This is a genomic window from Xenorhabdus budapestensis (genome assembly GCF_017743015.1).
In the GTDB taxonomy this organism is placed as follows: domain Bacteria; phylum Pseudomonadota; class Gammaproteobacteria; order Enterobacterales; family Enterobacteriaceae; genus Xenorhabdus; species Xenorhabdus budapestensis.
Window position 1 is genome coordinate 1,513,038 of the sequence record NZ_CP072455.1, and the last position, 19,111, is coordinate 1,532,148.

The following is a 19,111-nucleotide window of genomic DNA, read 5'->3' on the forward strand; positions in this document are numbered from 1 at the left end:
TTCTGCTTCTCTGGAAGATCACCAGCATGACCCTAACTCAAGCGAGTAAGAAATATGCCCTTATTTTCAAAAGCAATAACTGATTTTTGGCAAGCTCCGTTACTAAATGGAGATATTATTTATAGTGATAATGTTTTTACTCTCGTTACCAATGCTAATCTGGCAGAAGATGATCGTGTGATGGTATTGGAAACCACGGATGGGCGGGTTATGGCGGTTATAACTCCAGAACTGGCCGAAAAAGCGGGGCTTTATCATCAAGAAAAGATGTCTGAATCGATCTTTCGCCAGAAATTAAATGCGGCAGACATTACTTTGCACGGTGCAGATTATATTTTTTATTTTTCAGAAGAAGAAAAGCGTAAGTTATTGCAGGAAAATTCGGATAGTACACTGCGCCAGCTAACGGAAAAGAAAGATAAAGATCTCTTCTCTGAGTTCCAATCTTCCGCTTCGGAGCAAGATTTGGATGGTGCTTATGTCGAACTGGATCACTGGGCAGTATTTGGCGTTTTTGACCAAGACCGTCTGATCAGCGCTGCCAGCATGTACCCGTGGGATAATGCGCAAATTGCCGATATGGGAGTACTGACCTTAGAAGCTTTCAGAGGTAAAGGCCATGCCAGAAAAGTGGTGCGTGCAATCAGTAAACATGCTTATGCCCAAGGGTATGAACCCCAGTACCGATGCCAGATCGATAATCTTGCGTCTTCGGCGTTGGCAAAAGCAGTCGGTTTGACGCTGTTTGGGCAGTGGGAGCTGGTCTCTCCTGATTCAACTAATTGAGTAAAGCGGCAACCTGAGTTTCATTGCTCATAATCCTTCTTAAACCCGATAAGAAATAGTCACTATGTCAAAACTTAAAATAGCTGTGGTTGGCGGCGGTAATATCGGCTCCAGCCTTGCCTTCGACTGTGCGTTGCGGGGGCATGATGTTGTTGTTATCGAAAAAGATGCGCTTTCTTGTGAGAAAAGCAGAGAGAGTATTACGGAAACCGCGGCTTATGCACCACTGTTCAGCCCGCTCGCGAAAGGAAAAACGCCTGAAACAATAGTACAAAACATCGTCTGGTCGCAGGATTTATCTGTGGTGTCCGATTGCGAGTTTATCGTCGAAAATATCACCGAGAATATTGCCTTAAAACAAGCACTATATGCGAGTATGGCCGAATTTATTGCTCCCCATGCGGTACTGGCGGCGAATACTTCCTGCATTCCCATCACAAAACTGGGTTCGTTCCATCGTGTACCGTCGCAGGTGATTGGGGTGCATTTTATGAATCCAGTGTATTTAAAGCCTACTGTTGAGGTGATTATTGGTTTTAATACCGCAGAGCAGACTCAGGAACGATGTTTGCAGATCCTGGAAAAACTGGGTAAGAATGCGGTTGTGGTAAAAGATGGCCCTGGTTTTGTTTCTAATCGAATTTCCCATTTATTCATGAATGAGGCTGCATTTACGATACAAGATGGTATCGCTCAGCCAGCGGATGTGGACGCAATATTTAAAGGCTGTTTCGGCCATAAAATGGGGCCATTGGAAACCGCCGATTTGATCGGTATTGACACCGTCGTTAATTCTCTTGAGGTGCTCTATCAAATGTTTCAGGATCCGAAGTACCGTGTTTGCCCGTTGATGCGGACAATGGTTGATGCGGGGCATTTAGGGCGTAAAACAGGTAAGGGTTTTTATACGTACTAGGTTTTTTGTTTATCTATAAAAAAGCTTTTTGTTTACCCATAAAAAACCGCCCTGTTTTATCAGATATCGTTATTGCTTAACCCGATAAAACAGAGGCGATTCACATACAACTCATCAATGGCGTTGTTACTTTTTGATGCGCATGATGACAGATTCACCGACGGTCACAGCACCATTCAGTTTAGATAACTCTTTGATTTCATCCATGTTAGAAATAACAACAGGAGTCAAGGTTGATTTAGCTCTTTCCTCCAGAAATGCCAAATCAAATTCTAAAACCAGATCGCCTTTTTGCACACGCTGACCTTCTTCGGCAATACGTTTAAAGCCTTCGCCTTTCAGTTCAACGGTATCAATACCGAAATGAACGAACAGTTCTATCCCACTATCGGATTCGATAGAAAAAGCGTGATTAGTTTCGAAGATTTTACCAATGGTTCCATCAACAGGAGAGACAATCTTATTGCCTGTAGGTTTAATGGCGATACCATCACCTACAATTTTTTCAGCAAAAACAACATCTGGAACATCTTCGATATTAACTATCTCACCTGATAACGGGGCGATAATTTCAATACTGCCGCTGTTTTTCTTATCATCTGAAACCAAAGATTTCAGTTTATCAAGCAGACCCATAAATCTTCTCCTAATTGTTTTAATGGAACCGTATTCTGGCTAACGTGCTATTTTGGTTAACGTATTTAGCAGAGAGTTTTTTCTCTGATGAAAGTGTCAACCAACTCCATCAATTCCTGTGCGGTCGGCTGAGTCAATGCTTGCTCTGCCAGTGCTTTTGCATCATCGTAATTTGCATTACGGATGATTTTCTTAATACTTGGAATTGATATTGCACTCATACTGAATTCATCCAATCCCATGCCTAAGAGCAATAGTGTAGCGCGTTCATCTCCAGCCAGCTCTCCACACATGCCCGTCCATTTACCTTCTGCGTGTGAGGCGTCAATAACTTGTTTGATAAGACTCAACACTGCTGGTGACATTGGGTTATAAAGATGAGAGATCAGCTCATTACCACGGTCTACCGCAAGAGTATACTGAGTTAGATCGTTTGTCCCAATACTAAAAAAGTCAACTTCTTTTGCAAGATGTTTAGCAATGGTTGCAGCAGCAGGCGTTTCTACCATGATGCCGACTTCAATTGATTCATCAAACGCCTTATTTTCATTGCGTAATTGATCTTTGAGCAACATCAGTTCTGCTTTCAGCTCCCGGATTTCCTCAACTGAAATAATCATAGGGAACATGATGCGGAGTTTACCAAATGCGGAAGCTCGCAGAATAGCACGCAATTGAGAATGTAAGATTTCTTTACGATCAAGGCAAATTCGGATTGCACGCCAGCCAAGGAATGGGTTCTCTTCTTTGGGCAGGTTCATGTAAGGCAGATCTTTATCACCACCGATATCCATAGTACGGATAATAACCGATTGATTAACAACAGTTTCTGCGACTGCTTTATAGGCTTCAAACTGCTCTTCTTCAGTCGGCAGAGAATCACGATCCATAAACAAGAATTCAGTGCGGTATAAACCTACGCCTTCTGCACCGTTACGCTCTGCACCCGCAATATCGCGGACTGTACCGATATTGGCGCAAACTTCCACTTGATGACCATCCAACGTGATAGCAGGCAGATCTTTCAGTTTTGCCAGCTCTGCTTTTTCTGACAAATATTCACTTTTGGTTTTTTTTAGTTGTTCAATTTCAGCGTCAGATGGGTCTATGTAGATGTGATTATTGACAGCATCTAAGATAAGGTAACTGCCATTTTTTATTTGGGTTGTGGCGTTAGTTGTTCCTACAATTGCGGGTAATTCCAACGAACGTGCCATGATTGAGGTATGAGAGGTGCGGCCACCTAAGTCAGTAATGAAACCCAGTACTTTATCCAGATTAAGTTGTGCGGTTTCTGAAGGTGTTAAATCATTGGCAACCAGAATAACTTCTTTTGTGATAGAGCCTAAGTCAATAATCGGCATACCCAGAATATTTTTCAGCAGGCGTTTACCAATATCACGAACATCGGCAGCACGCTCTTTCAAATATTCATCATCCAGTTCTTCCAGTGCCTTGGCCTGATCTTCGATCACTGAATAAATAGCGGCATCTGCTGTAGTCAGATTTTTCTTTATCAGGGTAATGATTTCCTGCTCCAGTTCTTCATCTTCCAGCAACATGATGTGGCCTTCGAAGATTTCGGCTTTTTCTGCCCCCAAATTTTTTTCTGCTGTATTTCTAATGATTTCTAATTGAGCAGAGGCTTTGTCGCGCCCTTGTTTAAAGCGTGAGATCTCTTGTTCGACTTGTTCAGGAATGATTTTTTTGTGATTGATAATAATGGGATCTTCTTTCAGTAATAATGCTTTACCGAAAGCAATACCTGGTGATACTAAGATGCCTGAAATCATATTATATGACCTTAACTGCGGGTGATTATATTTCATTGCGCCTTCAGAGGGCAGGCTCTAAATATCCCCAGATTTTGTTTTTCTGGGGATAGAATTGGATGATATGAAATAGACTGGTTTTACAAACGGATGATTATTCCAATTCACCCATCAGTTTAACTAAATGTTCAACAGCTTGTTGCTCATCTTCACCTTCAGCAGAGATTGTTACAACAGTTCCTTGAGTCAGTCCCAGCGTTTGCAACTTAAACAGACTTTTCGCACTGGCTGATTTACCGCCGGAAGTAAGAGTGATATCAGAAGAAAAACCCTTTGCTTCTTTGACGAACTGTGCAGCAGGGCGGGTGTGAAGGCCATTTGGTGCAGTAATAGTAACTTCTTGCTGGAACATAGTATTTCCTCAATAACTTAAATTTTCGTTGATAAGCCAAGAGAATGCTAAAGCTAGTTTAGACTTTAGCTGGATTATTTCTGACTTGTACAACCGTTAAACTGATAATGATATGTACCTTTTTTCTTTCAAGTTGTTTCTTTGGCGGCATTCATTTGCAACCTTGATACAACTCGAAATTTATTGGGTATAAAGTGTATTAAATCATTATCAAAAAATTAACACACTTGATGCCATTCAATTGTTGATTGAATGTTAACACACACCAACCGAATAATGAGCTAAAACCAAACAGGGTTCTTTGTGGTTGTCTGCGATTAATTTCGTGCATCAAAATAATTACTGGTTAAATACTAAAGCTACTTGAATAAATCATCTAGGAAAGTTTTAAACTTTGATCTGATGCACAAAAAAGCACCCTCGCGGTGCTTTTTTATCAATAAAATTGAAAAATAATGAGGTGATAAATTAGTCAGTGACCAAATCAGCAAACAGTGCTGTGCTCAGGTAACGTTCAGCAGAAGAAGGTAGGATGACAACAATATTTTTATCTTTGTATTCGTCTTCCTGAGATAATTTGATAGCAGCGGCAACGGCAGCACCTGAAGATATACCGGAAAGAATTCCTTCTTTTTCAGTGAGTTCGCGAGCAATTTTAATCGCTTCTTCATTACTGATTTTAAACACACAGTCAACTAATGTTAAATCCAGGTTATCAGGGATAAAACCTGCACCAATCCCCTGAATTTTGTGTGGGCCTGGTTTAAGTTCTTCGCCAGCAAGTTTTTGGCTGATCACAGGCGAATCTTCCGGCTCTACGGCAACAATAGTTACCTGTTTGCCCTGCGTATTTTTCAGATAACGGGCAACGCCAGTAATCGTGCCTCCTGTACCTACGCCAGCGACAAAAACATCGACATCACCATCGGTATCTTCCCAAATTTCTGGTCCGGTGGTTTTTTCGTGAATTTTAGGGTTTGCTGGATTACTGAACTGTTGTAGCAGGACATAACGCTCCGGCGCGTTGTCATGGATCTCATTCGCTTTATCGATAGCCCCTTTCATGCCTTTAGCACCTTCGGTCAACACTAAGTTAGCGCCCAGTGCTCTTAACAGCTTACGACGTTCTAAACTCATGGTTTCCGGCATTGTTAATGTCAGTTTATAACCGCGGGCTGCTGAGACATAAGCAAGTGCAATACCTGTATTACCACTGGTTGGCTCGATAAGCTCTTTGCCTTTTGTCAGAATGCCACGTTTCTCTGCATCCCAAATCATGTTGGCGCCAATACGGCATTTCACACTGAAACTTGGATTACGAGACTCTATTTTTGCCAGAATGTGACCATTCCCGAAATTTTTTAAGCGTACAAGTGGAGTGTGACCGATGGTTAACGAATTATCTTCATAAATTTTGCTCATTGTCCGATTGCCCCTAAGATACTCTTAAATTCTGATTAATTAACCATACGCGAACATCTTATTAATGGAAATAAAGTTTAAATCTATTCTTATTATATAAAAGAATATTTAGTAATTTATTGTATTACTCCCCTGTATTTTTATTCTATTTCGTTATTCCTGTTCATTTTTATATTAGTAATTATTGATGAGGAGAATGGTTGTTCAGAACATGCTGAGTGCGATAATGGTCAACCCACATAGCGGTAGCGCCACAGACGGCAACAGGAATAATAAACAGATTAATGATTGGGATCATGGTTAATATACTGACTGCGGCCCCAAACTGGAGATTGTCAATTTTGTCTTGTCGTAGGGTATTACGCATATTGGCAAAGCTGATTTTGTGGTTATCAAACGGGTAATCACAGTATTGGATAGCCAGCATCCATGCACTGAAAATAAACCAGATAACCGGAGCCACAGTCTGCCCGATACCCGGAATAAAGTACAACAATAAGAGGGCGATAGCGCGCGGAATATAGTAGAGAATTTTGACTATTTCGCGTTTCAGAATGCGGGGCGTATCTTTTATTAGGTCAAGAACACCTGTGTCCGGCGCAGGGATACCCGTCAACTGAGATTCTAATTTTTCTGCTAATAATCCGTTAAACGGAGAAGCAATAAAATTCGCTAATGTGCTGAAAAGGTAGGTGAAAATCAGTAGCACAGAAATAACAGCCAGTGGCCACAACAAATAACTGAGCCATTGCATCCAATCTGGTACTTTATTGAGCGCCCATTGTATCCAGCCATCCAGCCTTTGGTATAACCACCAGAAAGAGCTGCCGAATAGTAAGATATTAGCCAGTAGAGGCAATAGAACGAATCTCTTGATGCCAGGGCGGGTTATTAAATGCCAACCTTGTACAATATAATGAAATCCGCCTAAATGTTTTGGCAATTTTTTCGAATTCGTCATATTTTCTTATTCTCTCTTAGAGGATTGAGACGGTATGATATAGGCAGGATTTTCCACTGACCAGTAGTTTTGTGTGTGAAAAACACTCGGAAAAACAGGAGATACCTCTCTTTATGATAAGAAAAGTCTGTAGAGGCTTGCACTTGTGCTATTTGACAAATACTCTTATCTAAAGAATATTCCGCCGTGGTGGCAATTAATTTAAACAACAGAGACAGCAATGATGCAGGATTTGCGTCTGATATTAATCGTTGTTGGTGCGATAGCCATAATAGCTTTGCTATTACATGGGTTGTGGACCAGCCGTAAAGAGCGTTCGTCACTCTTTCGTGATCGCCCAGTGAAACCTCATAAACAGGAGCGTCGGGAAGAGTTATTAGAGGATAATGATGGCGATGAACTGTTTGATAATTCGTCAAAATCACGTGTTCAGGAGCCAGTTAAGTCTCGTCATGAACATCGTGAAGAGTCGGTTATTGAGCGCGATTCACCTGATTTATCAGAAGTAACATCTGATGATGGAGTTGATCCTTTACTTTCAAAGCAGCAACCTGAAACATCTGTGGCAAAGGTGAAAGCTATTGATGAAAGCCAGAAAGAATCACAACTTGGCCTGTTTGAATCTGTTGAGAAAAATAGTGCAGAAGGTGCGGAAACGGAAGCTGTTCAAGAGCAGTCAAAGTTGGAAAATGCAACGAAAGCTGAAACTGAGCAAACTAAAAAAGAAACCGTGTTGGTATTACATGTAGCTGCCCATCATGGTCAGGAACTAAATGGCGAAGTACTGCTTCAGAGCATTTTGCAATCAGGTTTCCGGTTTGGTGATATGAATATCTTCCATCGTCACTTAAATCCATCGGGTAGTGGTGCGGTACTGTTCAGTTTGGCTAATATGGTTAAGCCGGGGTCATTTGATCCAGAACATATGGTAGATTTCAGCACTCCGGGGATCTCAATGTTTATGCTCGTACCTTCATATGGTGATTCTAATCAGAATTTCAAACTGATGTTACAGGCAGCGCAGCGTATTGCTTCTGATGTGGGTGGTGTGGTGTTAGATGCCGAGCGTAAAATGCTTACACCGCAAATGATCGAATCTTATAAGGCACGTATTCGTGATACACTCAGCGCCCAAGAATAAATCCTCTTTTTAGTATTAAGCCCCCGCCTAGTCGGGGGTTTTTCATCTCTGGTGAGAAGTCATGAAAAATATTATTCAAACAATCAACGAACTAAGAACAACATTGCGTCATCATGAGTATTTGTATCATGTTATGGATGCGCCAGAGATCCCTGATGTGGAATACGATCGCTTAATGCGTGAGTTGAAATCACTGGAAGAACAGCATCCAGAGTTGATTACGGCAGATTCTCCTACCCAACGGGTTGGAGCAGCGCCATTAACTGCATTTGAGCAGGTTCGTCACGAAATTCCGATGTTATCTCTGGATAATGTATTCGATGAAGAAAGTTATCTGGCATTTGATAAACGTGTTCGTGATCGTCTGAAAGACAGTCGCGAATTGGTATTCTGTTGTGAATTTAAACTCGATGGTGTGGCTGTCAGCCTGTTGTATGAAAATGGCGAATTAGTACAGGCTGCGACTCGTGGGGATGGTACGACAGGAGAAAATATTACCGCCAATATTCGTACAATTCGCGCGATTCCTCTGCGTTTGAAAGGAGACAACATTCCTGTTCGTGTTGAGATTCGTGGTGAAGTCTTTATGAAGCAAACGGGTTTTGAAAAACTCAATGAAGAAGCGCGCCGTACAGGTAATAAAGTATTTGCTAACCCTCGCAATGCAGCCGCAGGATCACTGCGCCAGCTCGACCCACGTATTACAGCCAAGCGTCCGCTGACTTTTTATTGTTATGGCATTGGTGTGATTGACGGTGGAGAGTTGCCAGCAAGCCACTACGAGCGGCTGATGCAATTCAAACAATGGGGGCTGCCGGTTAGCGATAAAGTGAAATTGTGTCAGGGAACCCAACAAGTATTGGATTTTTACCACGAGGTAGAGCAACAGCGCCCGACTCTGGGTTTCGACATTGATGGTGTTGTCATTAAAGTGGACTCCCTTGAATTACAGGAAACATTGGGGTTTGTAGCCAGAGCTCCACGTTGGGCAACCGCATTTAAGTTTCCTGCACAAGAACAGATAACAATCGTACGTGATGTCGAGTTTCAGGTAGGACGCACAGGGGCAATTACACCAGTTGCACGTCTGGAACCAGTACAGGTTGCAGGTGTGATAGTCAGTAACGCTACATTACACAATGCGGATGAAATTGAACGACTGGGGCTGCGTATAGGAGATACCGTCATTATTCGCCGGGCAGGTGATGTGATTCCGCAAGTTGTTGGTGTGGTAAAGGAGCAAAGACCAACAGAAAGCCAGGAAGTGACTTTCCCACAGCATTGTCCTGTTTGTGGTTCTGATATCGAACGTATTGAAGGCGAGGCTGTAGCGCGTTGTACAGGTGGCTTATTTTGTGGGGCACAACGTAAAGAAGCGCTCAGACACTTTGTTTCCCGTCGTGCAATGGATGTGGATGGAATGGGAGAGAAAATTATTGAACAGTTGGTTGATAAGGAATATGTCAAAACACCAGCCGATCTTTTCCGTTTGACCGCAGGGCAATTAATCGGCCTTGAGCGAATGGGGCCAAAATCCGCTCAGAATGTGGTTAATGCTCTGGAAAAATCCAAGAAAACCACATTTGCCCGTTTCATCTATTCTTTAGGCATTCGGGAAGTTGGAGAAGCCACTGCGGCTAATTTAGTTGCACATTTTGGCACATTGGAAAAATTGCGTGCAGCAGATACGGAAGCATTAATTGCTGTACAAGATGTAGGTGGTGTGGTTGCCAGCCATGTAGTTAATTTCTTTAACGAACCGCATAACCAGACAGTAATTGATGATCTTGTCAATAATATTGGCATCTGTTGGGAAGCGGCGGAAATACCGCAACCAGAAGAAATCGATAGCCCATTTGCGGGTAAGACCGTAGTTTTGACTGGCTCATTAAACCTTTTATCCCGGGATGAGGCCAAAGACAAATTAGTTGCGTTGGGCGCGAAAGTCACAGGCAGTGTCTCCAAGAAAACAGATTTGGTGATTGCGGGTGAGGCTGCGGGATCTAAATTAGCCAAAGCGGCAGAATTGGGTATAACTGTGATTGATGAAGAAAAAATGCTTCGTCTTTTAGGTGAATAATAAAAAGAAAACTTTCAGGAAAGAGGTGCTATTAGGATGCTTGATAATAAACCTTAATAGTGCCTTTAAATAAGATATTTTTGCATACATTAGTCGCCACGTTCCGGCTTAAAGTGTGATCAGGTTTGCTAAATAGGAATTTGTTGCCACTCTATAGTAAATTTATGTGATAGTTATCAATATTTATTATCGTATGTTGCAAAAATGCTATTATAAATTTGCACCTCGTCATGTTTGGAGTTCTTTTATGCCTCATATTTTTCACTTTGTTCTCGCTCTAGCGGTCATTGGCGGCTTGGCGGTTTTTGCGAGTAATAACCGGAAAGATATTCGGATTCGGTATATTATTCAGTTACTTGTTATTGAACTTGTTCTGGCGTGGTTTTTCCTTAATTCCAATGCTGGACTAGGGATCGTCAAAGGGTTTGACAGCTTGTTTGTCCACTTACTGTCTTATGCCGTGAAAGGTACTAGCTTTGTTTTCGGTGGTATGATTGAAGCAAATCTGGCATTTTTCTTCCTGAATGTACTTTGTCCTATCATCTTTATCTCTGCTTTGATCGGTATCCTGCAACATATAAAAATTCTGCCAATTATCATTCGTGCAATTGGTACTATGTTGTCCAAAGTTAATGGCATGGGAAAACTAGAATCGTTCAATGCGGTCAGTTCATTGATTCTGGGACAATCAGAGAATTTTATCGCTTATAAAGATGTATTGAACAAAATGTCTGAGCGTCGGATGTACACAATGGCGGCAACAGCGATGTCTACGGTATCTATGTCTATCGTAGGTGCTTACATGACAATGCTGGATGCAAAATATGTGGTAGCGGCCCTGATACTTAACATGTTCAGTACCTTTATCGTTCTGTCCCTTATCAACCCTTACTCTGTTGAAAGTGAAGGGGATATCCATATGAACAATCTGCATGAAGGGCAAAGTTTCTTTGAAATGCTGGGCGAGTACATTCTGGCTGGTTTCAAAGTCGCTTTGATTGTAGCGGCCATGCTGATCGGCTTTATTGCCTTGATTGCGGGTATCAACGCCATTTTTGATATGGCATTTGGTATTTCTTTCCAGGAATGTCTGGGGTATGTTTTCTATCCATTTGCCTGGATCATTGGCATTCCCAGTGATGAAGCACTGAAAGTAGGTAGTATCATGGCAACTAAACTGGTTTCTAATGAATTTGTTGCAATGCAGAGTTTACAGGAAATTGCAGGACAATTGAGTGATCGTTCAAAAGGTATCCTGTCTGTATTCTTGGTTTCCTTTGCCAACTTTTCATCCATTGGTATTGTTGCCGGTGCTATTAAAGGCTTGAATGAAAAACAGGGGAATACTGTTGCGCGTTTTGGCCTGAAACTGCTGTTTGGCTCAACATTGGTGAGTTTCCTGTCGGCTGCAATTACCGGACTGGTAATGAGCATTTAATTTTCTTAGCAATTTGAATTTTATCTTTTATATAAAGATAAAGTGACTCAATAGGTCGGCATGATGAATAAAGAAAATTTGCTGGAGATCGCCAACACTGCCATGCCATTTGGTAAATACAAAGGACGGATGTTAATAGATCTTCCTGAAGAGTATTTACTTTGGTTTGCCCGTAAGGGGGAATTTCCACAAGGGAAACTGGGTGCACTAATGGAAATGACCCTTGCAATTAAAATTGAAGGGTTGGATTCATTGGTAAAGCCATTGAAAAAAACTGATTAGCCATAATTGCGGTCAAGTGGAGCTGTTGGTGCTGAAATATCGATCAGCGCACCACTTTTATCTTTAATTAAAAGACGACGCTGACCATAGGGCAAATCACGTGGTGGTTCAATAATTTCCAGAGCAAGGGTTTTGGCTTTTGAAAAATAGGGTTCAACATCCTTAACGACAAACGTGATAATCAGCCCCTGACAAGATTTTTGATATGAATCTGGGATAAATTTACTTGTCCTTAAAAAAGCTGAAACTTGCCCATCTGATTCAGAAGACATTGCTATAAACCAATCAGATTCGTATTCGATATTAAAATTCAATAGATTAACAAATAAATTGCTTGTACCTGCCAGATCATCAGTAAGAATGTTAGTTAACATCTTGAGTTACCCATTCTTTCAGTGATGAAATCCGTTAGTCCTAATGTAAAACCAAGAGGTATTCCAACAAACCAGTAACCTAAAATGGGCACGTAGAATACTATTTTAGTCTCATGAAACCCTGGTAAAATACCTGATAATATGGAGTATATAGAATCAAAAAGCTGAAAAAAGAATAAAAATATTGTGATACTAATAGCAATGTCTATGACAAGAGTATCTTTAGTGTACAAACCAATAATGAAATCGGCATATAGAAACTTGCATTCACATAATAAGCTACCGTCTTGATTGTCAAGTTTTGATAGCATAGTTTTCATCATATAATTGCTGCGTATTTAGTACCCCGTAGCACAAATGAACTAATTTACGCATCGCAGCTCCTAAAGCCAACATTTTCGCCTTTCCTTTATTAATCAATTTATTATATAAATCATTTATGTGGGGTTAAAACGAATTGCAGTTAGTGCAGACATAAACAACTTAGCACGGATTTCAGCAGGATCCGTTTTAGATAAGCGCACTCTACCATGCACCGATGTGCCTGACTGCTTTTCAATAGGAATAACACCAAGATATGCAGCTACTTGTGTTGCACTAGTAAAGGTATTCGTACGTAAGATAACCAGCATGTTAAGACCAATCTGAGATCCAACCCCCTTTATTGACGTAGACTCAAATTATTCGGATGGAACTTTCAGTTTAAAAATAAAAAGTATTACGATGATTTGATGTTTTAACAGACGGGCTGGTTTCATTATATTCAGCCACAAGAAAAATCCCTGAAAACTTGCGCTTTCAGGGATTCAGAATTTTGGTGGAGCTAAGCGGGATCGAACCGCTGACCTCTTGCATGCCATGCAAGCGCTCTCCCGGCTGAGCTATAGCCCCACAATTGTGGCTTAGGATAAGTATTTGGTGGAGCTAAGCGGGATCGAACCGCTGACCTCTTGCATGCCATGCAAGCGCTCTCCCAGCTGAGCTATAGCCCCAAATCAAAATCCTGTGGAACGGAGCGCATCATATGAAACCCAAAGAACTCTGTCAACGGATTCATTAATATTTCCGGTGTAAACGCTGAAAAAGCCATCAATGTTTGGTTGGGAGAATAAAAAATAAAGGCACTACAATAAATTGTGTGCCTTTATAACTTATTTTGGCCGATTTTTTAATGCTGATTATTGCGCTTCACGCTGGGCAATATAAGCCAGAGCTTTATCAATACGAGAGAGTGAACGTGCCTGATTAATAGCGTGGATAGTGACGTCAACACTCGGAGATTGACCAGCACCAGTAACTGCAACACGTAGTGGCATACCAACTTTACCCATGCCGACTTCTAATTCGTCAGCCGTTGACTGAATTGCATGATGGATATTCTCTGGTGTCCATTCGGTAATAGCAGCCAGTTTTTCACGGACAACTTCTAATGGCTGACGGGCCACCGGTCGCAGATGTTTTTTCGCAGCATCTGCATCGAACTCTGTAAACTCTTCATAGAAATAATGGCAAGCGTTGGCTATTTCTTTCAATGTCTTGCAGCGTTCACCCAACAGTTTAATCAGGTCAACTAGTTCCGGGCCAGTACGTGTATCAATACCTTGTTGTTCAATATGCCATGCTAAATGAACAGCTACTTTTTCCGCTGGCAGGGTATTAATGTAATGATGGTTCAACCATTGCAGTTTTTCAGTGTTGAAGGCGCTGGCTGATTTGCTGATAGCGTCAAGGCTGAACAGCTCAGTCATTTCTTCAACACTGAAAATTTCCTGATCGCCATGTGACCATCCCAAACGAACCAGATAGTTCAAAAGTGCTTCCGGCAGATAGCCATCATCACGATATTGCATCACGCTGACGGCACCATGACGTTTGGATAATTTTTTACCATCGTCACCGAGGATCATAGAAACATGAGCATATTCTGGTACTGGTGCACCGAGCGCTTTCAGAATATTAATTTGACGCGGGGTGTTATTGATGTGGTCTTCCCCACGAATAACGTGAGTGATTTCCATATCCCAGTCATCAATGACAACACAGAAATTATAAGTTGGTGAGCCATCAGTACGGCGAATGATCAAATCGTCCAACTCTTGGTTACTGAATTCAATCGGGCCACGGATGCTGTCATTAAAAATAACCGAGCCTTCCTGTGGGTTGCGGAAACGCACAACATGTGGCTCATTATGGATATGCTGGCACTCACTATCACGGCAACGACCGTCGTAACGTGGTTTTTCGCCATTTGCCATCTGAGTTTCACGTAATTGTTCCAAGCGCTCTTTAGAACAATAGCAGCGATACGCTGTATTTTGTTCCAGCATTTCATCAATAACCTGATTATAACGGTCGAAACGTTTGGTCTGATAATAAGGGCCTTCATCCCAATTCAGATTTAACCAGTTCATTCCGTCCATAATCGCATCAATGGCTTCCTGAGTTGAACGTTCCAGATCAGTGTCTTCAATGCGCAGAACAAATTCACCTTTGTTATGGCGGCTGTATAACCAGGAATAAAGGGCAGTGCGTGCGCCGCCAACGTGAAGATAGCCAGTAGGACTTGGCGCAAAACGGGTTTTTATTTTACTCATCGGGAATTGCCTTAATTACATTTCACTTTTCAGAGAACGTTTTGGATGATTGAAATAACAATAGTGGGGGTTATTTTATCACTGGACTTCAATTCCTCAATGGCGTTAATGGTAGGTTATTGAGAAAAGGTAAAATACATTGCCTAAATGATAACTCAAAGTGACTATAATTGTTTCATTCTGTGTAATTTTGCGACGAACAGAAATTTTAGTAATAAAAACCGTTGACTCACCTCGAACTATCCCTATAATGCGACTCCATCACGACGGGGCGATTAGCTCAGTTGGTAGAGCATCTCCCTTACAAGGAGGGGGTCATCAGTTCGAATCTGGTATCGCCCACCATTCTCTCGTAGTAATAAGCTGGAGAAAGTGGCAACCGTAGTGATAAAAAATGATTTTATGATTGGGCGATTAGCTCAGTTGGTAGAGCATCTCCCTTACAAGGAGGGGGCCATTGGTTCGAGTCCGATATCGCCCACCAATCATAAATCAGTGATATAGATGTCGTTACAATAACTTTTCAGTAATAGTCATCATGCAGTAATAGTCATCATGAAGTGGGCGATTAGCTCAGTTGGTAGAGCATCTCCCTTACAAGGAGGGGGTCATCAGTTCGAATCTGGTATCGCCCACCACTTCATTAGATTGTTCCGCAGTATCACAGCGATATTTACGATGGGTCGTTAGCTCAGTCGGTAGAGCAGTTGACTTTTAATCAATTGGTCGCAGGTTCGAATCCTGCACGACCCACCATCTTAAATATCAAAATCAAAATTATCTAATTGGGTCGTTAGCTCAGTCGGTAGAGCAGTTGACTTTTAATCAATTGGTCGCAGGTTCGAATCCTGCACGACCCACCATTTAGATATCAAAATCATAATTACCTAGTTGGGTCGTTAGCTCAGTCGGTAGAGCAGTTGACTTTTAATCAATTGGTCGCAGGTTCGAATCCTGCACGACCCACCATTTTCATCCAGCTCCTTATAATCCAGCCATAAAATAATATACAGACAAAATCCGTATCTGGTTTTTACTTAGATTATGTAAAAACAGCATAGTCCCCAATAAGATTAGAAAATGCTGTTTTTTTACCTTGTTACTGAGTTTTTAATCCATAATTTTTAAATTTTGTCAAGATTCGTTGCATCTCTTCGGAAGAAAGTATCGGAATATTTTTTGCGGCATTTCCAATGTCATTTCCAACAACAGGCAGGATTTTTAAATAAAGTTTTGCTAGTATTTCCACCTCATTTGCCAGCCATAGTGCTTTTTCCAGATTGGCTTCCATCGCGATCATGCCGTGATGTTGCATTAACAGTGCGTTACTGTACCTAATTCCTTCCTTGACACTTTTTGCCAGTTCAGGAGTTCCAAAGGTTGAGTAGGGAATATGATCTGTCCCTGTCACCGCCACCATATAATGAATAGCAGGGATGGAATGATTGAGTATGGAAACTGCTGTTGCATTGACAGCATGGTTGTGCACAACGGCATTCAACTCAGGGCGTGCTTGATAGCAGGATAGATGAAAATGCCATTCACTTGATGGCACCTTATCCGGTTCAGTTTTCCCGTCATGTTTGATGTAGACAATCTGATCTGGGGTCAATCGTTCATAGGGAACACCACTGGGAGTGATAAGAAAACCATCCTGATAGCGAGCACTGATATTTCCCGATGTTCCTTGATTTAAACCCAGTGCATTCATCTTAAGACAAGTTTCAATGATTGACTGGCAGATATGTTTTCTATTTACCATAAAAAATAGCCATTACAAATACTGCTGGTATAAATCAGGGAAAAGCGCGCGCAATCCTTTTGTACTGGCATCACAGATCCCGCGTTCTGTAATTAATCCGGTAACTAATTCTGCTGGTGTGACATCAAAAGCATAATTTCCACAAAGTGTTTCTTGCGGAACGATATTGACCCAATTGCGCTTCCCTTCCGAAGTGAGCCCATAGACATGTGATTGCTCTTCACCTGAACGTTGTTCAATAGGGATCTCTTTTACTCCATCCCAAACCGTAAAATCCAGTGTCGGTGATAGTAAGGCAACATAAAATGGCACTTGATTTGCTTTGGCTGCCAGAGCCTTAAGATAAGTACCAATTTTATTGCATACATCCCCTCTGGCAGTCGTCCTGTCTGTACCAATAATACAAAGATCCACTTTCCCATGTTGCATCAAGTGACCTCCTGCATTATCAGCGATTAAAGTATGTGGTATACCGTGTGAACCTAATTCAAAAGCCGTCAATCCCCCCTGATTGCGAGGACGAGTTTCATCAACCCAAACATGAACTTTAATGCCTGCATCATGTGCCATATAAATGGGTGATAATGCAGTACCCCAATCCACTGTTGCCAGCCATCCCGCGTTGCAGTGAGTCAATATATTCACGACTTCACCTGCTGGTTTATTCTCAGCAACTCCTTGTATGATTTTTAGGCCATTTTCACCAATCTTACGGCATAGTTCGACGTCTTCATCAGCAATTTCGTTGGCAATACGATAAGCAGTCTCTTTACATTGTGGAGCGCGTGTATTTTCCAATACCTGATATGAACGCTCCAAAGCCCATTTTAAATTAATAGCAGTTAGCCGGGTTTTGACTAGCGTGTCATAAGCAAGTTGCAAATTCTCAGTGCTGCTGTTCTGATGCATTGCCAGTGCCATATCATAAGCGGCAACAGCACCAATTAAAGGGGCGCCACGTACCCACATATCTTTAATCGCTGTTGCAACATCCTGCATGGTGCTTAACTGAATGATTTATAATTCAAAAGGTAGCTTGGTCTGATCGAAAATTTCGACGGTATATCCATCGTCAGCAAGCCAAACAGAACGATAATGGATGCCATTAATTTTCATCTAAGTTTCTTAATCCTATGTGATATAACGTTTAATTAGTGAAAAATCTTGGTGTTTATGCTTGTTGACAATTAACTCACGTGCTAGTTTCAAGGCGCGTTTTTCACAAGTGGCGCGTAGTGTTAGATCTTCAATCTGTTTGAAATCAGCGACATCGACAAAGCCAATAATACGGCGATTAATTTCAAGCCCGGCATAGACCAGAGTTTCTTCAAATAAATTGGAGAAAAAATTATCTTGTGCTGTTTTAAGGAACGATGAGCTGAAAGTTCCCTGCTGGTAAATTGTGATAGGATAGGCTTCTCCGGCACTCTTTTCATTCCATAATTGACGAAAATGATGCACAAATACTGCCCATGTCGTTTCAATCTGTGTTAGAAGCCACAACTGATAATCAGTACATTTCTTTTTATTATCTCGTAAAGCAGGTTGGGCAAAATAAGCGATAAACAGATTACCGATATAGTTGCCGATATCAAATGCCATTGGTCCCATAAAACTGAATTCTGGGTCGATTCCCTTTGTAGAATCCGGTGTTACCATAATGGAACCAGAGTGGAGATCACCGTGTAGTAAGGCTTGGACTTCAGTCATGAATTTGTATTTATACTGCATCACAGTTTGGATCATTGTCTGATCCTGCCAAACAGCGTGGGCGTCACTATCAAGTTGCGGAGAAGTCCAATTGTTTCTTTCGGCATTGAAATGTGGCTCTGTAAAAATCAGATCTTCGGTGATCTTACAAAGTTCGTGATTATTAGCAAAGCGGCTCACCAGCTCTTTTTTTCTTTACTGTCCATTCCGATATCAGAGGTGTGGAATAGGGTATCAGCAAGAAAAATTCCAATATCTTCTGCGAGATAAGGGAATTTCTGCCCGGCGATTAACTGCTTACGCAAGATAATATGCTGATATAAATATTCCATCACAAATAAAGACATTTCTTCATCGTAAAAATACACATCAGGAACATACTGGCTGACAAATTTATTTACTTCTAGCAGGTTATGATATTCAAAATAGGTACGATCAAGAGAAAGTTGCCATGATTCTCCTGCTGCCCGCATATAAGGTAAGGTTTGTTTGACAATAACCGTTTTTTCAGTTCCAGAAATAATGAAAACTAAGTTGAGATTCCCATCACCAACTTCCTTTATTTGCCATGTTTCAGGCAACCCGCCGAGTGAGATGGTTGTTGGTAAATTTTTCGCAAGATAATGTGGTAAGGATTCACAAGTTTGTGGGGTATATTCAGTAGGAACATAAGCAGACATTATTTTTCATCCTGATAATTTTATGAAGGGAAGTTCATAAGCTGTACAGTGATAACATATTCTGCGGTAATGGATTTTCACATTTGTTAACAATAAGTATACAAAAGTAAAGTGTCTGTGATGGAAATAACGAATATAGTCTACG

18 protein-coding genes, 8 tRNA genes and 1 pseudogene are annotated in these 19,111 nt (G+C 41.4%); 12 read left to right on the plus strand and 15 right to left on the minus strand.

All coding sequences use genetic code 11. The features are described from left to right. Positions 1-54 precede the first annotated feature (54 nt). On the plus strand, positions 55-786 hold the full coding sequence (locus HGO23_RS07140; RefSeq protein WP_099136256.1) for a GNAT family N-acetyltransferase: 732 nt from the start codon (positions 55-57) through the stop codon (positions 784-786). 64 nt (positions 787-850) lie between these two features. Further along, positions 851-1,702 (plus strand): 3-hydroxyacyl-CoA dehydrogenase family protein, encoded by an 852-nt coding sequence (locus HGO23_RS07145; RefSeq protein WP_099136255.1) that lies wholly within the window; start codon positions 851-853, stop codon positions 1,700-1,702. Positions 1,703-1,828: 126 nt separating this feature from the next. Here HGO23_RS07145 and crr read toward each other — a convergent pair whose 3' ends face one another. From crr to cysZ, 5 genes are all read right to left on the minus strand, one after another. After that, the gene (gene crr, locus HGO23_RS07150) at positions 1,829-2,338 is read right to left on the minus strand and encodes a PTS glucose transporter subunit IIA (RefSeq protein ID WP_099136254.1); all 510 of its coding nucleotides are present in this window, start codon (positions 2,336-2,338) and stop codon (positions 1,829-1,831) included. A 65-nt stretch (positions 2,339-2,403) separates the two neighbouring features. Continuing rightward, positions 2,404-4,131, minus strand: coding sequence for a phosphoenolpyruvate-protein phosphotransferase PtsI (ptsI, locus tag HGO23_RS07155; protein WP_209028415.1), 1,728 nt, complete (start codon positions 4,129-4,131; stop codon positions 2,404-2,406). A 133-nt stretch (positions 4,132-4,264) separates the two neighbouring features. Beyond that, the gene (ptsH, locus tag HGO23_RS07160; protein ID WP_038262654.1) at positions 4,265-4,522 is read right to left on the minus strand and encodes a phosphocarrier protein Hpr; all 258 of its coding nucleotides are present in this window, start codon (positions 4,520-4,522) and stop codon (positions 4,265-4,267) included. A gap of 468 nt (positions 4,523-4,990) precedes the next feature. Then, complete coding sequence (gene cysK / locus HGO23_RS07165; protein WP_209028416.1) at positions 4,991-5,944, minus strand: cysteine synthase A; 954 nt, start codon at positions 5,942-5,944, stop codon at positions 4,991-4,993. Positions 5,945-6,125: 181 nt separating this feature from the next. After that, entirely contained in the window at positions 6,126-6,905 is a 780-nt protein-coding gene (gene cysZ, locus HGO23_RS07170; RefSeq protein ID WP_209028417.1) for a sulfate transporter CysZ, read from the minus strand. A gap of 223 nt (positions 6,906-7,128) precedes the next feature. Here cysZ and zipA point away from each other — a divergent pair, with 223 nt between their 5' ends. The 4 genes from zipA (at position 7,129) to HGO23_RS07190 (ending at position 11,846) form a co-directional block, all read left to right on the plus strand. Beyond that, positions 7,129-8,046 carry a cell division protein ZipA gene (zipA, locus tag HGO23_RS07175; protein WP_416778653.1) on the plus strand — a complete coding sequence of 306 codons (918 nt, stop codon included), beginning with the start codon at positions 7,129-7,131 and terminating at the stop codon, positions 8,044-8,046. Between the two features lie 61 nt (positions 8,047-8,107). Next, positions 8,108-10,126, plus strand: coding sequence for an NAD-dependent DNA ligase LigA (gene ligA, locus HGO23_RS07180; RefSeq protein WP_209028418.1), 2,019 nt, complete (start codon positions 8,108-8,110; stop codon positions 10,124-10,126). A gap of 247 nt (positions 10,127-10,373) precedes the next feature. Then, the gene (locus HGO23_RS07185; RefSeq protein WP_209028419.1) at positions 10,374-11,564 is read left to right on the plus strand and encodes a NupC/NupG family nucleoside CNT transporter; all 1,191 of its coding nucleotides are present in this window, start codon (positions 10,374-10,376) and stop codon (positions 11,562-11,564) included. A 63-nt stretch (positions 11,565-11,627) separates the two neighbouring features. Continuing rightward, positions 11,628-11,846: a DUF3820 family protein gene (locus tag HGO23_RS07190; RefSeq protein WP_099136247.1), complete on the plus strand. Its 219-nt coding sequence runs from the start codon at positions 11,628-11,630 to the stop codon at positions 11,844-11,846. Here HGO23_RS07190 and HGO23_RS07195 read toward each other — a convergent pair. The 6 genes and pseudogenes from HGO23_RS07195 to gltX form a co-directional block, all read right to left on the minus strand. After that, positions 11,843-12,220, minus strand: a complete 378-nt coding sequence (locus HGO23_RS07195) for a VOC family protein (protein WP_099136246.1) — start codon at positions 12,218-12,220, stop codon at positions 11,843-11,845. The genes HGO23_RS07190 and HGO23_RS07195 overlap by 4 nt on opposite strands. Beyond that, complete coding sequence (locus HGO23_RS20050; RefSeq protein WP_209028420.1) at positions 12,214-12,543, minus strand: MATE family efflux transporter; 330 nt, start codon at positions 12,541-12,543, stop codon at positions 12,214-12,216. Before HGO23_RS20050 ends, HGO23_RS07195 begins: the two co-directional genes overlap by 7 nt. Then, a pseudogene (locus HGO23_RS20055) lies at positions 12,515-12,888 on the minus strand (transposase); the annotation flags it as partial. The gene HGO23_RS20050 and the pseudogene HGO23_RS20055, both read right to left, overlap by 29 nt. Before the next feature lie 147 nt (positions 12,889-13,035). Continuing rightward, positions 13,036-13,111, minus strand: a tRNA-Ala gene (locus tag HGO23_RS07210). A gap of 25 nt (positions 13,112-13,136) precedes the next feature. Next, positions 13,137-13,212, minus strand: a tRNA-Ala gene (locus tag HGO23_RS07215). Positions 13,213-13,398: 186 nt separating this feature from the next. Continuing rightward, on the minus strand, positions 13,399-14,814 hold the full coding sequence (gltX, locus tag HGO23_RS07220; RefSeq protein ID WP_099136243.1) for a glutamate--tRNA ligase: 1,416 nt from the start codon (positions 14,812-14,814) through the stop codon (positions 13,399-13,401). Positions 14,815-15,083: 269 nt separating this feature from the next. Between gltX and HGO23_RS07225 the strand changes: the two genes are divergently transcribed. From HGO23_RS07225 to HGO23_RS07250, 6 genes are all read left to right on the plus strand, one after another. After that, a tRNA-Val gene (locus tag HGO23_RS07225) sits at positions 15,084-15,159 on the plus strand. Positions 15,160-15,222: 63 nt separating this feature from the next. Beyond that, positions 15,223-15,298 (plus strand) — tRNA-Val (locus tag HGO23_RS07230). 78 nt (positions 15,299-15,376) lie between these two features. Next, positions 15,377-15,452, plus strand: a tRNA-Val gene (locus HGO23_RS07235). Between the two features lie 42 nt (positions 15,453-15,494). Then, positions 15,495-15,570 (plus strand) — tRNA-Lys (locus HGO23_RS07240). Positions 15,571-15,601: 31 nt separating this feature from the next. After that, positions 15,602-15,677, plus strand: a tRNA-Lys gene (locus tag HGO23_RS07245). Between the two features lie 30 nt (positions 15,678-15,707). Beyond that, positions 15,708-15,783, plus strand: a tRNA-Lys gene (locus tag HGO23_RS07250). A 130-nt stretch (positions 15,784-15,913) separates the two neighbouring features. Here the strand turns inward: HGO23_RS07250 and HGO23_RS07255 are convergent. The 4 genes from HGO23_RS07255 to HGO23_RS19625 all read right to left on the minus strand — a co-directional run bounded on the left by HGO23_RS07255 (position 15,914) and on the right by HGO23_RS19625 (position 18,966). Beyond that, positions 15,914-16,576, minus strand: a complete 663-nt coding sequence (locus HGO23_RS07255) for an L-fuculose-phosphate aldolase (RefSeq protein WP_209028421.1) — start codon at positions 16,574-16,576, stop codon at positions 15,914-15,916. A gap of 12 nt (positions 16,577-16,588) precedes the next feature. Next, positions 16,589-17,593, minus strand: a complete 1,005-nt coding sequence (gene mtnA, locus HGO23_RS07260; RefSeq protein WP_342355500.1) for an S-methyl-5-thioribose-1-phosphate isomerase — start codon at positions 17,591-17,593, stop codon at positions 16,589-16,591. 114 nt (positions 17,594-17,707) lie between these two features. Beyond that, on the minus strand, positions 17,708-18,466 hold the full coding sequence (gene mtnK, locus HGO23_RS19620) for an S-methyl-5-thioribose kinase (RefSeq protein WP_244967917.1): 759 nt from the start codon (positions 18,464-18,466) through the stop codon (positions 17,708-17,710). Continuing rightward, positions 18,463-18,966 carry a hypothetical protein gene (locus HGO23_RS19625; RefSeq protein ID WP_244589929.1) on the minus strand — a complete coding sequence of 168 codons (504 nt, stop codon included), beginning with the start codon at positions 18,964-18,966 and terminating at the stop codon, positions 18,463-18,465. Before HGO23_RS19625 ends, mtnK begins: the two co-directional genes overlap by 4 nt. Positions 18,967-19,111 lie beyond the last annotated feature (145 nt).